Raw genomic sequence first — 13,904 nt, forward strand, 5'->3', positions numbered from 1 at the left:
AAGTCCGCGCAGGCGGACTTTTTGTTGTTTTATAAGAGCTAGCGATCGCAGAAAAACTACTAACTACTAACGACTCACCCTTCTTACCACTTCAAATATGCAGCATCCACTCCTTGTTCTCGACGAATCTTGCTATCTTTCTCAAACCAAGCAATGACTTGTTGTGCGGTTAAATCCTCAACAGTCACGTTATACTCTTGAGCTATGTGATTCAATAGCCTGAGGGATGAAATAGTTATTCTAGTTAAGAACTTTTCTGGTGAGGACAGTAAAGCAGCATCAACCTTTGCTGATTCTTCTAATGTTAAAAATTGTGGCGGCGATTGGGGTGGTAAGTTCATAAATAAATCATTCAAAAATTTACAATTATCACAATAACCATACACCAGTTTGAAAAAAGAATCTGATAGATAATTGGGTACAATTAAGTCCAAGCGAAACTTTCCCAATCTACCCATCCAAAATCTAAAATCCAAAATGGTATGACTGACTTGACTTGGTAATACCAATTACCAAATACCCATTTTTTATGACCTATGCTTAATAACGAGCTTCTCATTCACAAAGGAAACCGCTCTCATAAAAGCACTTATTTTCTCGCTTGGACTAAATATCCACAACGGTGTTCGCCATTAATAATCCAGTGAGTTCTTTCTACAGTACAATCTGGCAATACAGCAGCAAACATTTCTAATTCATGACCGCAAACACTGGGAAAAGACTCTGCAACGTTGGAAATAGCGCAATTGTGCTCGGTGAGAATGAACTTATTATCATCTAATGAGTTACCTGATGGTACTGGATGACATTCAGCCATGTAACCTTCAGCTTTTCTCAGTTCTACCAAAGTTGCAACTCTTTCAGATAGAGGAGCATTCCCAAGACGCTCTCGATAATCGTGGGCTTTGCGTTCCCATTGTTTTCGTAGAATTGAGGTGACTTCGTCTCGTCCTACCGTTTCCGCTAATGTATCCAGTAGGGAAACGGCAAACTTACCATAGCTATCGCCGAGACCTTCGCTGACTTTTGTGTTTAACCGTTCTTTTCCCTGACGAGTCAGTTGATAGATATGTTGCGGACGTCCCATTCCCCCCTGTACGGATGACACGAGAGATATAAGTTGTTCTGCTTCCAAATCTTTAATATGACGGCGAATTGCTTGCGGGCTAACGTCTAGAGCGTCAGCCAGATCGAAAGCCGTAGCTTGTGAGTGTTTTAAAAGATATTCCAGAATATCTTGCTTGGTTGAGGACTGGTGGATAGTCGCCATCGTCGCCCCAAAAATTTATCGTGACAAAGCTAAATTATGGCTAATCTAGCGTAAAATAAAGATATGTTAAACAACACGAATGTTGTTTTAGTCCTTATACTTATTATGATAGCAGTCGAGTCACACCTCGGCTAGCTTGAAAAGGAAGCCCGGTTAAAGATTCCGTCTTCCATCCTTAAAGAGATTAAGAAAGAGAACACAAGAGTAACAGCCAATGAGCGCCACTGTCAAAACCTTAGTCAACCAGCCATATAAGTACGGCTTTGTTACTGACATTGAAGCCGACACAATTCCGCGTGGACTGAACGAGGATATTGTCCGTTTAATTTCCGCGAAGAAGAACGAGCCGGAGTTTATGTTGGACTTTCGCCTTAAGGCTTTCCGTCAGTGGCAAAAAATGGTTGAACCAGCTTGGCCGAGTGTCAAGTATCCTGCAATAGACTATCAGAACATTATCTACTATTCCGCACCCAAACAAAAGAAACAAAAGCTAAACAGCTTGGAGGAAGTCGATCCAACTTTATTGGAAACCTTTGAGAAGTTAGGCATCCCCCTATCAGAGCAGAAGCGATTGGCAAATGTTGCGGTTGATGCAATTTTCGATAGTGTTTCCGTAGCGACAACATTCAAAGAAAAGCTGGCTAAAGATGGTGTTATATTCTGCTCCATTTCAGAAGCATTGCAAGAACACCCAGAACTCGTACAAAAGTACTTGGGTAGCGTTGTCCCGGTAGCAGATAATTACTTTGCAGCCCTAAATTCAGCCGTATTTAGTGATGGTTCCTTCGTTTACATTCCCAAGGGAGTGAAATGTCCCATGGAACTGTCTACTTACTTCCGGATTAACAACGGTGAAACCGGGCAATTCGAGCGAACTCTGATTGTTGCAGAAGAGGGAAGCTATGTTTCCTACCTTGAAGGTTGTACTGCGCCAATGTACGACAGCAACCAATTGCACGCTGCTGTAGTCGAACTCGTTGCTTTAGACAACGCTGAAATCAAATACTCAACCGTTCAAAACTGGTACGCTGGCGATGCAAATGGCAAGGGTGGTATTTACAATTTTGTCACCAAGCGCGGTTTGTGCCAGGGCGTGAATTCTAAAATTTCTTGGACTCAGGTAGAAACTGGTTCTGCAATTACCTGGAAATATCCCAGTTGCGTGTTGGTGGGTGATAACTCCGTAGGTGAGTTTTATTCAGTAGCGCTGACAAATAATATGCAGCAAGCTGATACTGGTACCAAAATGATTCATGTTGGTAAGAACACCCGCAGCACTATTATTTCTAAAGGAATTTCTGCTGGTAATTCCAGTAACAGCTATCGCGGTCTGGTAAAAATCAATCCCAAAGCGGAAGGAGCGAGAAATTATTCTCAGTGCGACTCCATGTTGATTGGGGATAATGCTCATGCTAATACTTTCCCTTACATCCAAGTGCAGAATAATGCTGCCAAGGTAGAGCATGAAGCTTCTACTTCTAAGATTGGGGAAGATCAACTCTTCTACTTTGCACAACGCGGTATCTCTACAGAAGATGCAATTTCCATGATGGTGAGTGGCTTCTGTAAAGACGTATTCAATCAGCTACCCATGGAATTTGCTGTAGAAGCTGATAAGTTGTTGAGTTTGAAGTTGGAAGGAAGCGTTGGGTAATGTCATGGATTTCTCGTTACCAGGCTCAGCCTGGTAACACGTACTGTGAGGCAGGTTTGGGTAATTCTCGTAACAGGGCTCAGCCTGGTAACACGTACTGTGGGGCTCAGCCTCACGATACATTGGAGGCGGAGCCTCTCGTATGACATTCCCAGGCTGAGCCTGGGAACGAGGTAGAGCGAAATAGAGAGGAAAAAGACACACATCATGATTATTGAGAATAGTGAAGTCGTGCTGTCAGTGAAAGATTTGACAGCAAATGTTGATGGGACACCAATTCTCAAGGGTGTAAACCTTGAAGTTCGGTTGGGTGAAGTGCATGCGATTATGGGACCGAATGGTTCTGGTAAGAGTACTTTTTCTAAAGTTTTAGCTGGACATCCTGCTTATGAGGTAACGGGCGGGGAAATTATTTTCCAGGGACAAAACTTGTTGGAGATGGAGCCAGAAGAACGCGCCCGTTCTGGAATATTTTTAGCATTTCAGTATCCTTTAGAAATTCCTGGCGTGAGTAATTTGGATTTCTTACGGGTGGCTTACAATTCCCGTCAGAAAGCACGGGGTTTGGAGGAATTGGATGCTTTTGACTTTGATGACTTGGTAGAGCAAAAGCTAGAAGTGGTCAAGATGAATTCTGCTTTTCTCAACCGGAGCGTGAATGAAGGGTTTTCTGGTGGTGAGAAGAAGCGTAATGAGATTCTACAAATGGCGCTTTTAGAACCAAAGTTGGCAATTCTGGATGAAACAGATTCGGGTTTGGATATTGATGCGCTGAAAATTGTGGCGAATGGAGTTAATCAATTGACAAGCGCTGAGAACGCGACAATTATGATTACTCACTACCAAAGGTTGCTGAATTACATCGTACCAGACTACGTTCATGTGATGGCACGAGGACAGATTATTACCAGTGGCGGTAAAGAACTGGCGTTGGAATTAGAATCTCGCGGTTATGATTGGGTGTTGGAAGAAAATGGAGTTGAGGTGACTGTATAATGAGTATCCTTGTTTCTCCAAGTCCAGTTCCTAATTCCCATTCCATCGATTTGGCATCTACCGTGTTGGATAGAGATGCTTATTTGATAGATTTGTTGAATCAAATTGTGGGTGGTGTTGAAACACCTCGCGATCGCCTATCCTGGTTGCAGGAATTACGGGAACGCGCCGTTTTATGGGTTCGTCAATCCGTTTTGCCTACAACTCGTGATGAAGAATGGCGCTTCGCCGATTTATCTTTTTTGCGGAAAATTCAATTTCATGTGGGGACGAAGGGTAGCGCGTCTGTTGGCTCATCTTTACGATCGCTACCAGAAGCAGCTACAAGTCGGTTGGTGTTTGTTGATGGTGTTTATTCATCTGAGTTGTCCTCAGTTTCTCTTTTACCAGATGGAGTTGTCGTTAGCAATTTAGCCGATTTATCTGCTACGTACACTCAAGAGGTACAGAAATATTTAGCTCAAACTGAAGGCGCACACGAACTGTTTACTGCTCTCAATACGAGTGGAATGGTTGATGTCGCAGTCGTTTGGGTATCAAAAAATGTGGTGGTCGAGACCCCAATTCATTTGGTATTTCTTGCTACTGGCGAGCAGTCTGGAATTTCTCTTCCGCGTTGCTTGGTTGTGGCGGAGACTGGTAGTAGCGTGACGTTAGTGGAAGAGTATGCGAACCACACAGACGCGGAGAGCACAGAGGAAGAGAGCGTATATTTTACTAATGCGGTTACGGAAATTTGGGTCGGGGAAAATGCTCGGGTGAATCATACTCGGCTTGAGATGGAAAATGCAGAGGCTATTCATATTGGGAAAACTGCTGTTTCTCAAGCTCGTTACAGTTGGTATAGCTGTCACGCCGTAACTTTTGGTGGAAAGCTTTCACGTCACAATCTAGAGATTTTGCAAACTGGGGAGCAGACAGAAACTGTCCTCAATGGATTGACGATAATTGGGGGACAACAGTTAGCGGATACTCACAGTGCAATAGCGCTCAATTATCCTCACGGTACTAGCAAACAATTGCATAAGTGTATTCTGAGCGATCGCGCTCATGGAGTGTTTAACGGTAAAATTTTTGTGCCAAAACCCGCACAATTGACAGATGCGGCCCAGTTAAACCAAAATTTGTTACTATCCTCTAAAGCCAGAATTGATACTAAGCCTCAATTAGAGATTACAGCTGATAACGTCAAATGCGCCCACGGTGCTACCGTTAGCCAGTTAGAGGATGATGAAATCTTCTATCTGCAAAGTCGCGGTATTGATGCGAATGATGCTCGCAACTTATTAGTTAACGCCTTTGCAACTGAAGCCATCAATCAAATACCTGTTCCTTCCGTCAGACAATCCCTTATGCAAAAGGTTAGTGGTTAGTAGCTAGTAGCTAGTCATTTTTAACCAACAACCAACAACCAACCATTCAAAATCCATGACTTATACCCAAGAAAAAACTCTTGCCGATCGAGTCCGTTCTGACTTCCCAATACTCCATCAGGAAGTCAACGGGAAACCTTTAATTTATTTCGATAATGCTGCTACGTCACAAAAACCTTTGCTCGTACTGAATACTTTGCGAGATTATTACGAACAGTACAATTCTAACGTGCATCGTGGCGTCCATACTCTCAGTGCTAAAGCGACTGAAGCTTATGAAGCAGCCAGAGATAAAGTGGCTGCATTTGTAAATGCAGCATCGCGTCAGGAAATTGTTTTTACCCGTAATGCAACTGAGGCTATTAACTTAGTTGCTTACAGTTGGGGAATGAATAATTTGCAACAGGGAGATGAAATTATTCTCTCAGTTATAGAACACCACAGTAATTTGGTTCCTTGGCATTTTGTAGCACAAAAAACGGGTGCTGTGCTGAAGTTTGTGGAACTCTCAGCCGAGGAAAGTTTTGATTTGGAACAGTTTAAAACACTGATTTCTGACAAAACAAAATTGGTATCAGTGGTGCATGTTTCTAATACTTTGGGTTGTATTAATCCTGTAAAAGACATTTGCGCGATCGCCCATGAATATGGAGCCAAAGTTTTAATTGATGCTTGCCAAAGTGTCCCCCACATGCCAATCGATGTCCGGCAATTTGACTGTGATTGGTTGGTCGCTTCCGGTCATAAAATGTGTGCTCCAACTGGAATTGGCTTTTTGTATGGCAAGTTAGAACTGCTGCGGCAAATGCCTCCCTTTTTTGGTGGTGGGGAAATGATTTCTGAAGTGTTTTTAGATCGTTCTACCTACGCCGATTTACCTCATAAATTTGAAGCGGGTACACCTGCGATCGCGGAAACAATCGCTCTAGGTGCAGCAGTGGATTACCTGAGCAATATTGGCATGGATAAAATCTATGCTTATGAATCTGAATTGACTGGTTATCTTTTTGAAAAGCTAGTCCAAATTCCCGGAATTCGTCTGTTTGGTCCATTGCCCAAAGTCGCAGGTTTGGGGAGAGCCGCACTTTCTGCTTTCACGGCAAAAGATGTCCATGCTAATGATATATCTACATTGTTAGATCAAGAAGGTATTGCTATTCGTTCCGGACATCATTGTACTCAACCATTACACCGTCACTTAGGGATTGCAGCAACTGCAAGAGCCAGTTTATCTTTCTACAATACTCGTGAAGAAATTGACATTTTTGTGAAAGCATTAAAGGAAACTTTAGAATTCTTTGGCAGTTTTGAAAGTTAAATTTTAGGGGTTTATAATGCCCCACGCAATAAATTTTAAAATATGCAACCGAAGCCTGCACGCGCAGGCTATGCTGGTTTGTATGCAATTTCCTATGAATGCGATCGCCAATGATTGAGCGAAACTCATATCATCAAAAGAATTTATGACTACTGCGCCAGTCTCACCCAAACCAGTTACTTTTGAAGAATTTACAGCATGGCGTCCTGAAGGTGGACGCTACGAACTGCACAATGGAGCAATTGTCGAGCTGGCTCAACCAACCGGGAAGCATGAAAATGTTGTTGGGTTCTTAGCACGTAAAATAACTGTAGAGTTCGATCGCCTCAACCTTCCCTATCACATTCCCAAAACTGCATTAGTTAAACCACCAAACCAAGAATCAGCCTACTCACCAGATATTTTATTAATAAATCGCGAAAATCTTTCAAACGAACCGTTATGGGAGAACGAATCTACTGTTTCTCAACCTGCATCTATTCCTTTAGTTGTTGAAGTTGTTTCCACTAACTGGCGAGATGACTACTATAAAAAGTTTGCCGATTATGAAGAAATGGGTATTCCTGAGTTTTGGATTGCCGATTATGCTGCATTCGGAGGACGCAATTTTATTGGTAACCCCAAAGAACCTGCTATTTTTGTATGCCGATTGCTGAATGGGGAATATCAAATGAATTTGTTTAGGGGAAACACTGCAATTATATCTCCTAGTTTCCCTCAACTCAATCTAACAGCCCAGCAAATTTTTGATTCTGCTTTGTAGTGAAAGTGTTTTCCTTATCCGCTTGTTCGGATTGCTATAAATGCGATCGCCAAACTCAGCGAAGAGGAAATATATCAATAGAATCAATTTCCGCGAAATTTTCGCCTTTGCTAAAGCGAATTTGGTTAACACCAGTATTTAATTGTACTCTAATAACAGAATTTAACCAGTTGTCCCATCCCGTCCACACATATCTTAATGCTGGAAGCTCCTTACCATTTATGTATAATTTGTGACTTGCTTCCTTGCCACCTTCAGTGCCATTCCCAAATCTAACTGACATATTATATGTTCCCCGTTTGTTTACCCGAACGCGAAACTCTACATTGCTTTGTGGGTTATCAATGTAACCAACCTTTGCTCCGTTTGATGCGTTTGGATTGGATATTATTTTGGCAGCACCAGTAAAAAGAGCATCTTCGGCTTGGTAGCGATCGTGTTGGGGTTCTCCACTTGGTAAACTAATAGGAGCATTAACAGGTGCTGGAGAACCGAAGTTAGGAGTACCATCGCGGTTCCATCCAAATCTTTGAGTTCTGATATGTCGGTTCCATCCAGCGCTTAAAAAATTGGCTGCATGGTAAACAATCCAGTCCTCTTTGTTATTTGGAGATTTTACAAAGCTGGAGTGTCCCGGACTAACCACGCCATTCCCACTTTGAAACACCGGTTCTTTATATTTACGCCAAGCCGATGGAGACAAGAGGTTACTACCAACTTTTGCTGTTAATAAACCCAACGCATAATTATTTGTCCAACCTACACTTGCAGAGTAAATGAGATTAATAGTTTTGTCTTTAATAATAACTTGCGGTCCCTCATTCACCGTGGGCGGGCTACCAAAACTTTCCCATGGATAAGTTGGGCTTGAAATCTTAACTCGAGAACTACCGAGTGTTGTCGGATTGCTCATCGGTGCAATATACAAGTTCTGTTGTACGTTATTATCACCTTCCCATCCAGACCAAATAAAGTATCTTTTCCCACTGACAGTTAAGACAGTACCATCAATTGCCCACTTATCGTTTTTTTTGTCAAATATTTTGCCTCGATCCACAAAATTTCCGCGAAATGGATCGGGGCTAGCATTTTCAAGCACAAACATTCTATGGTTTAGAGTATTACCATCATCTGCCGTGTAATATATGTACCACTTACCATCTAGAAAATGTAATTCTGGTGCCCATATATTTTGACTATTTGAACCTGACTTAGGTGGTGTCCAGACTGTTTTTCTTTCTCCTCCAACAATACCTGAAAGTGTCAAAGACCGAAAAATGGTGATATTTTGATTTGTTAAGTAGGTCATGTAATAATATCCGTCTGTGTGTTTGTACACCCACGGATCGGCTCCACTTGAGGTGAGAACATTATAAAAATTAAAGGTTGGCGATCGGGCAAAACTATTTTTAATTGCAAGGCTGGAATTTGCAGAGAATATTAGATTACCGGGACCGATAACTCCAAAAATTGCAACCGCAAGAAGACTAGCAATAAATAGTACCGAAAATTTCCGAAGATAACGCATTCTATTTTAGATTTAAAGTTTTGGCTTGAGGTCTTATCAAATAAGAGTCTTATAAGTCAACCGACGAGAAAAAACACAAATATATAAAATAACACCAAATCCGTATAAAGATGCGCCGAATTATATAACGAACCGCGAAGGGCGCAAAGGACACAAAGAAAAAACTAAAGAAATTTGGCGCAACCTCATTAAAGAATTGGTATAAGAAAATATAAAATTTCTAGAATTCCGTTCGCAGTTGCGCTAGGAGCGCATACATCATAAATTACGAACTAGTGGTCTGTCCCATTAATTTTGCTAGGCTGTCACAACTCCGCACACCTAGTTCCCAGGCTCCGCCTGGGAATGCCTTACTGGAGGCTCAGCCTCCAGTGGAGCGCGAGGCAGAGCCTCGCCGACTGTGTTCCCAGGCTCCGCCTGGGAACGAGATAAAAACGTTCACCAGTCAAAACTTTTGGGACAGACCACTAGTGATTGTTATTTGCGCTTTATTTAGTTATCAATAGTAGCTATTTATACCAAATTATAAAACTCTCGACCACCAACTACTAACCACTCAACGCATTTTCTTGCGATAATTCTTAAGGGGTGAGACGATGGACCCTGCACTGGTTAGTTATGGGAGGAAAAATGAGTCACGAGCAGTCAAGTTCAAAGTTTGTAAGAACCGCAGGGCGGTTTATTTTAATAGTTCTGACTCTAGTGACAATCTTAACTGCCGGTCAGTCCTTATTATCGAGTTGGCAGCAACCTCAGTTTCAAAGTCGCTTGGAACTTTACCAAACCAATCTTGCACTACAAGCCGTCTCTTTGGAAGCATCGGATAGCGATCCCGCAAGTGTGAAGTCCTTGCAAGATGCCATCCTGGGTGCTAAACCTCTGGATGCAGCAGCACAGCAGTATCAAGAAGCAAGGGAATCGGCTCAAAGTAATTTAGAAAAAATTAAAACTCAACTAGCACAACTCCAATCCCAACCAGCAACGGCTCCTGCAACCTCTCAATCTCAATCGCAACCTCCTGCAACTAACCCCGCTTCCGAACAGCAGCAACTGTTGCAGCAGTCACTGAATCAAGTGCAAAAATTAATTCCTGAATTAGATTTGCGATTGGGAATCTTACAAGCACAGCAAGGAAAAACTGATGCTGCTGTGAAAACGTGGGATGAAATGCAGCAAAGTTTGGGAAGTAATTCTGAATTTGGTAGGGTTGCAGCAGTGATGTCGGGGCTGTGGAGCGATCCCCCCCGTCTTTTGCCTGATTCTGAAGCTCTGATTCAAGCTAATTTAGATGGCTGGTTTAAATATATTGCGTTGGAAAAACTCTATCAACTCCAGCAACGGCAAGATGCTCTCACAAGTTTAAAAGCCTCTCAACAGGAAGTTGCTGAAACAGCGATGTTGAGATTATCACTGATAGGTACTGTCCCGGTCATTGCTGCTCTTATTGGAGTAGGTTTACTGCTCTTTTTGCTCGCAGAACGTTTCTTCAAGGGAAAAACTGCAATACTTGCTCAAAATGCAGATGTTACTTGGTCAACGCCTTGGGATGCAGAAACGATTTTGGTAGTCTTTGTTGTTGGTTTTTTCTTCACGGGACAATTCCTCGTACCTGTAGCAATCAAAGCATTCCTAGTACCTTTAGTAAAATCGGTTCTCCCTATCAAAACCCTCGTCTCTAGCGTGCGAATTCAAGCACTATCTGTTTTTGTAAGTTACTTGTTCGTCGCCTTAGGGGCTTTGTCTGTACTGTATTTAGCTATCAACCGATTTTTGCCTCTACCTGATGGCTGGTTTCGCTTCCGGTTTAAGGATAAATGGTTTTTTTGGGGATTGGGTGGTTACTGCGTAGCATTGCCTGTAGTAGTTATTGTATCTTTGGTGAACCAACAATTGTGGAAAGGACAAGGCGGGAGCAATCCCCTGTTGCAACTGGTGCTTGAAAGTCAAGATTCTGTCGCACTGAGTATATTTTTCTCGACGGCGGCGATCGCGGCTCCCTTCTTTGAAGAAATTCTCTTTCGCGGTTTCTTGTTACCCTCTCTTACCCGTTACCTCCCCGTGTGGGGATCGATCCTCATCAGTAGTTTTTTATTTGCGGCTGCTCACCTTAGCTTGGCAGAAGTTCTCCCCCTGTTCTCTTTGGGCATTGTACTCGGTGTTGTTTATACGCGATCGCGCAACCTCCTCGCTCCCATGCTTCTCCACAGCCTCTGGAATAGCGGAACCCTCCTCAGCCTTTTTATCTTAGGTAGTCCGAGTCAATGATTTTTCTAGCAGCCAACTTTACCAATTCTTTGCTTAAACTTTTACAAAAATTTACTCGTAAACCTTGGTGTTTAATGTTGATAAATGCTACTTTGAAGCAAAGACGCTAAAGTTAAAGATAACTTAGCAACTATGTGAAATCAATAGTGAAAGAGTCACGCTAGTGGTAGCACGATCGATTCTGTCTATTCATAGGTGTAGGTTCGTTTGATGGCATGAATAGCTAAAACCGCTCCCCTGTCTGTTTACTGTTCTGTATGGAAATGGTTAGCAGACAGCGAGTCATACAGTTAGTGCTATTTTTATCGACTTGGTATCCTAACTTCTAGGAAATCACTTCAGAACTTAGAGATCTACACCAGTATTTTTATCACTGTAGAAATATCAAAAGAATCCGGAGAGAGCACAGCTTGACTAGTAAAAAATACTAGAGTCTTTGTATTTTTACGAATCTTGTAGCTAATTCTCCATCGAAGAATTTTACAGCCTAACGTGCTGTAAAATCCCTTTGCCGGATTTTCTAGCTAAAGTAAAGATAGCAGAGTCACGAGGGAGCGCAGCTTCAGCTATGTCTGAAAGCTGTGAGTTGTTCGTGTCGGTAGCGATTCGCCATGCATTGGTGAATCGCAACTTCTGCATATCTATTGTTATCAGTGCTTCTACCGAGATCGCTTGTTAAGTCAACTAAAAGCCTTAATTAGCTACAACTTATAGGTCTTACATATAAATCACTCATAAAGCAAAGGAAATAAACCCATGGCTAAACTCAGCCCCAGTCATGCTACCAAACAACTTTTAGCGGGATACTGCGGTATTATCTTTGGAGGTTTTGGTATCCATAAGTTCGTTCTTGGTTATGCTCCGGAAGGATTTGTCATGCTAATCATTTCTTTAGTTGGCAGTTATTTTACCTATGGTTTGACATTACTCATTATGCAGCTTGTTGGTTTAATTGAAGGAATGATTTATCTAAACAAATCACACGATGAGTTTGTCAGTACCTATTTCTTGAACAGACAAGGTTGGTTTTAGTTACTAACAAGTCACCAGCGATCGATGACTCTCAGGGTATTTCCTGAAGGAGACGCTACGGGTTGCCTTGCAAAGCCGTGGCGTCAGCCGCAGGCTTTGCCTGTAGGGCTATACGCTATTAGCACCCATTTCACTGCCTGTAGGACTGGGTTCACAAGCAACGAATTACTAGCAATTTGTGTTGCCGCATAACATAATACATTATTTCTCGACTCCCTTATCCCTTTCAGGATATTTGTAAAAAATTAAGTGCTTCTACGGTTTGTAGGTAAAAAACTCAACGCTAGCATTGTGACGTCATGATGAGAAATACGGGAGTTGCACTCAAATGTCAAATGGAACCTCAAGCGATGCTAGCAAGAAAACGACTGCTGGTATTTGTGGCATCCTAATTGGAGCATTAGGTATTCATAAGTTTATTCTTGGTTATAATACCGAAGGTATTATCATGCTGCTTGTTTCGTTACTGACATGTGGTATCGGAGCACCATTCATGGGTATTCTTGGTTTGGTTGAGGGTATTATGTATTTAACCAAAAGCGATGAAGAATTTGTCAGTACTTATGTAGTAAATAAAAAGAAATGGCTTTAACCATTTTAAAAGTCTACTGAAGGACGAAGGATGAAATATGAAGTATGTAGAAATATAATTTAAAACCCCATCAATAAATTGAGGGGCTTATATTCATTTATCAACCTATTTTTTATCCTTTATCCTTTTTTGTCTCAGCCTAAAGAAACAGGTGTTGAAATTATCTCGCTCTCCTTTATCTTACAGGGGTCAGTTTGTTCGTTGGGGTATACTTGGATTTTGTAGTACTCCTTTACTGGGAACGCTATTCTACAACCAAGGTTATAGAATAGCTTTCCTAGTTTGTCCGGTGCGACACTTCACTGGAATTCCTTGTCCGACATGCGGTATGACTCGTTCTTTTATGGCGATCGCACGTGGGAATTTAGAACAAGCAGCATCAGAAAATGTGTTTGGGATTATCTTATTTACTAGCTTTTTCATTGCAGTCATTCATGTTGCTGTAGAATTACTGTTGAAACGTCAAATGACTGCTTTCTATTGTCAATTGATAAAAATCAAAAAAATACACTCAATTACTTTTTTTATAGCTTTATTGTATTATATTTTGCGTTTATTTCATTTATTTAAAACGGGAGAACTTTATATTTCTTTTATACATTCTCCTCTCGGGCAATTTCTTCTTTCTATACAAGTCCATTAAGGAGTCATAAATGAGAAGACTGTTAATAGCTAATAGCTAATGGCTAATGGCTAATGGCTAATGGCTAATGGCTTTCTGACTATTAGCAATTAGCAATTAGCCATCCAAATTTTTTACAAATAATTTAGGATTGCTATAGTTGTGTTAGTGTTTATGAGAAACTAAATAGTATTTAAGAATATGTTGGCTCTCAAAGGGAAAAATATAACTTTAATCGCTCTTGCTCTCATGGCAATGGCTTATTTCAGTACTATGTCTCATTTGGAAATACACCCATTTTTAAAAGGGGAATTTGTTCTCATACCATTACAGGGACTCGCGTTAATTTACGTGATGTATTGGCGTTGGTATCATCGTCCCATAAAATAATGAAGAGAAAGGATCGGGGATAACATCCAACGACCTGCGCTTAACAAAACTTAATATGTTTGACAATCTGTCAATGCTTCAGATTTCGCCTACGCTCAAAT

Annotated in this window: 14 protein-coding genes; 11 read left to right on the forward strand and 3 right to left on the reverse strand. The window is 41.5% G+C overall.

The genetic code is table 11. The features are described 5' to 3' along the window. Nucleotides 1-83: 83 nt before the first annotated feature. Together AB0756_RS22495 and sufR are read right to left on the reverse strand one after the other, a co-directional pair. The gene (locus AB0756_RS22495) at nucleotides 84-341 is read right to left on the reverse strand and encodes a hypothetical protein (RefSeq protein WP_038081932.1); all 258 of its coding nucleotides are present in this window, start codon (nucleotides 339-341) and stop codon (nucleotides 84-86) included. A gap of 248 nt (nucleotides 342-589) precedes the next feature. Next, a complete protein-coding gene (gene sufR, locus AB0756_RS22500; protein ID WP_038081905.1) occupies nucleotides 590-1,270 on the reverse strand; it encodes an iron-sulfur cluster biosynthesis transcriptional regulator SufR in 681 nt (226 codons plus the stop codon). Nucleotides 1,271-1,484: 214 nt separating this feature from the next. On the opposite strand from sufR, the gene sufB reads away from it, so the two are divergent. The 5 genes from sufB to AB0756_RS22525 all read left to right on the forward strand — a co-directional run bounded on the left by sufB (nucleotide 1,485) and on the right by AB0756_RS22525 (nucleotide 7,374). Beyond that, nucleotides 1,485-2,924, forward strand: coding sequence for a Fe-S cluster assembly protein SufB (gene sufB, locus AB0756_RS22505; RefSeq protein ID WP_038081908.1), 1,440 nt, complete (start codon nucleotides 1,485-1,487; stop codon nucleotides 2,922-2,924). Between the two features lie 207 nt (nucleotides 2,925-3,131). Further along, the gene (sufC, locus tag AB0756_RS22510) at nucleotides 3,132-3,920 is read left to right on the forward strand and encodes a Fe-S cluster assembly ATPase SufC (RefSeq protein ID WP_038081910.1); all 789 of its coding nucleotides are present in this window, start codon (nucleotides 3,132-3,134) and stop codon (nucleotides 3,918-3,920) included. After that, nucleotides 3,920-5,293 (forward strand): Fe-S cluster assembly protein SufD, encoded by a 1,374-nt coding sequence (sufD, locus tag AB0756_RS22515; RefSeq protein WP_038081912.1) that lies wholly within the window; start codon nucleotides 3,920-3,922, stop codon nucleotides 5,291-5,293. Before sufC ends, sufD begins: the two co-directional genes overlap by 1 nt. Before the next feature lie 55 nt (nucleotides 5,294-5,348). Then, entirely contained in the window at nucleotides 5,349-6,611 is a 1,263-nt protein-coding gene (locus tag AB0756_RS22520) for a cysteine desulfurase (RefSeq protein ID WP_038081914.1), read from the forward strand. Nucleotides 6,612-6,756: 145 nt separating this feature from the next. Further along, nucleotides 6,757-7,374, forward strand: a complete 618-nt coding sequence (locus AB0756_RS22525) for a Uma2 family endonuclease (RefSeq protein WP_038081916.1) — start codon at nucleotides 6,757-6,759, stop codon at nucleotides 7,372-7,374. A gap of 55 nt (nucleotides 7,375-7,429) precedes the next feature. On the opposite strand, the gene AB0756_RS22530 is transcribed toward AB0756_RS22525, so the two are convergent. Then, nucleotides 7,430-8,902, reverse strand: coding sequence for a family 43 glycosylhydrolase (locus AB0756_RS22530; protein WP_082051913.1), 1,473 nt, complete (start codon nucleotides 8,900-8,902; stop codon nucleotides 7,430-7,432). 630 nt (nucleotides 8,903-9,532) lie between these two features. Between AB0756_RS22530 and AB0756_RS22535 the strand changes: the two genes are divergently transcribed. The 6 genes from AB0756_RS22535 to AB0756_RS22560 all read left to right on the forward strand — a co-directional run bounded on the left by AB0756_RS22535 (nucleotide 9,533) and on the right by AB0756_RS22560 (nucleotide 13,803). Next, the gene (locus AB0756_RS22535) at nucleotides 9,533-11,167 is read left to right on the forward strand and encodes a CPBP family intramembrane glutamic endopeptidase (protein ID WP_050046863.1); all 1,635 of its coding nucleotides are present in this window, start codon (nucleotides 9,533-9,535) and stop codon (nucleotides 11,165-11,167) included. A 756-nt stretch (nucleotides 11,168-11,923) separates the two neighbouring features. Then, nucleotides 11,924-12,199, forward strand: a complete 276-nt coding sequence (locus tag AB0756_RS22540) for a TM2 domain-containing protein (protein ID WP_038081918.1) — start codon at nucleotides 11,924-11,926, stop codon at nucleotides 12,197-12,199. A gap of 24 nt (nucleotides 12,200-12,223) precedes the next feature. Beyond that, nucleotides 12,224-12,391, forward strand: coding sequence for a hypothetical protein (locus AB0756_RS22545; RefSeq protein ID WP_167844753.1), 168 nt, complete (start codon nucleotides 12,224-12,226; stop codon nucleotides 12,389-12,391). A gap of 136 nt (nucleotides 12,392-12,527) precedes the next feature. Beyond that, entirely contained in the window at nucleotides 12,528-12,791 is a 264-nt protein-coding gene (locus tag AB0756_RS22550) for a TM2 domain-containing protein (RefSeq protein ID WP_038081920.1), read from the forward strand. 151 nt (nucleotides 12,792-12,942) lie between these two features. Then, on the forward strand, nucleotides 12,943-13,434 hold the full coding sequence (locus AB0756_RS22555) for a DUF2752 domain-containing protein (RefSeq protein ID WP_038081921.1): 492 nt from the start codon (nucleotides 12,943-12,945) through the stop codon (nucleotides 13,432-13,434). Between the two features lie 180 nt (nucleotides 13,435-13,614). Beyond that, nucleotides 13,615-13,803 (forward strand): hypothetical protein, encoded by a 189-nt coding sequence (locus AB0756_RS22560; RefSeq protein ID WP_038092141.1) that lies wholly within the window; start codon nucleotides 13,615-13,617, stop codon nucleotides 13,801-13,803. The last annotated feature ends 101 nt before the right edge of the window (nucleotides 13,804-13,904 follow it).

This window comes from Tolypothrix campylonemoides VB511288_2, assembly GCF_045999855.1.
Lineage (GTDB): Bacteria > Cyanobacteriota > Cyanobacteriia > Cyanobacteriales > Nostocaceae > Scytonema > Scytonema bouteillei_A.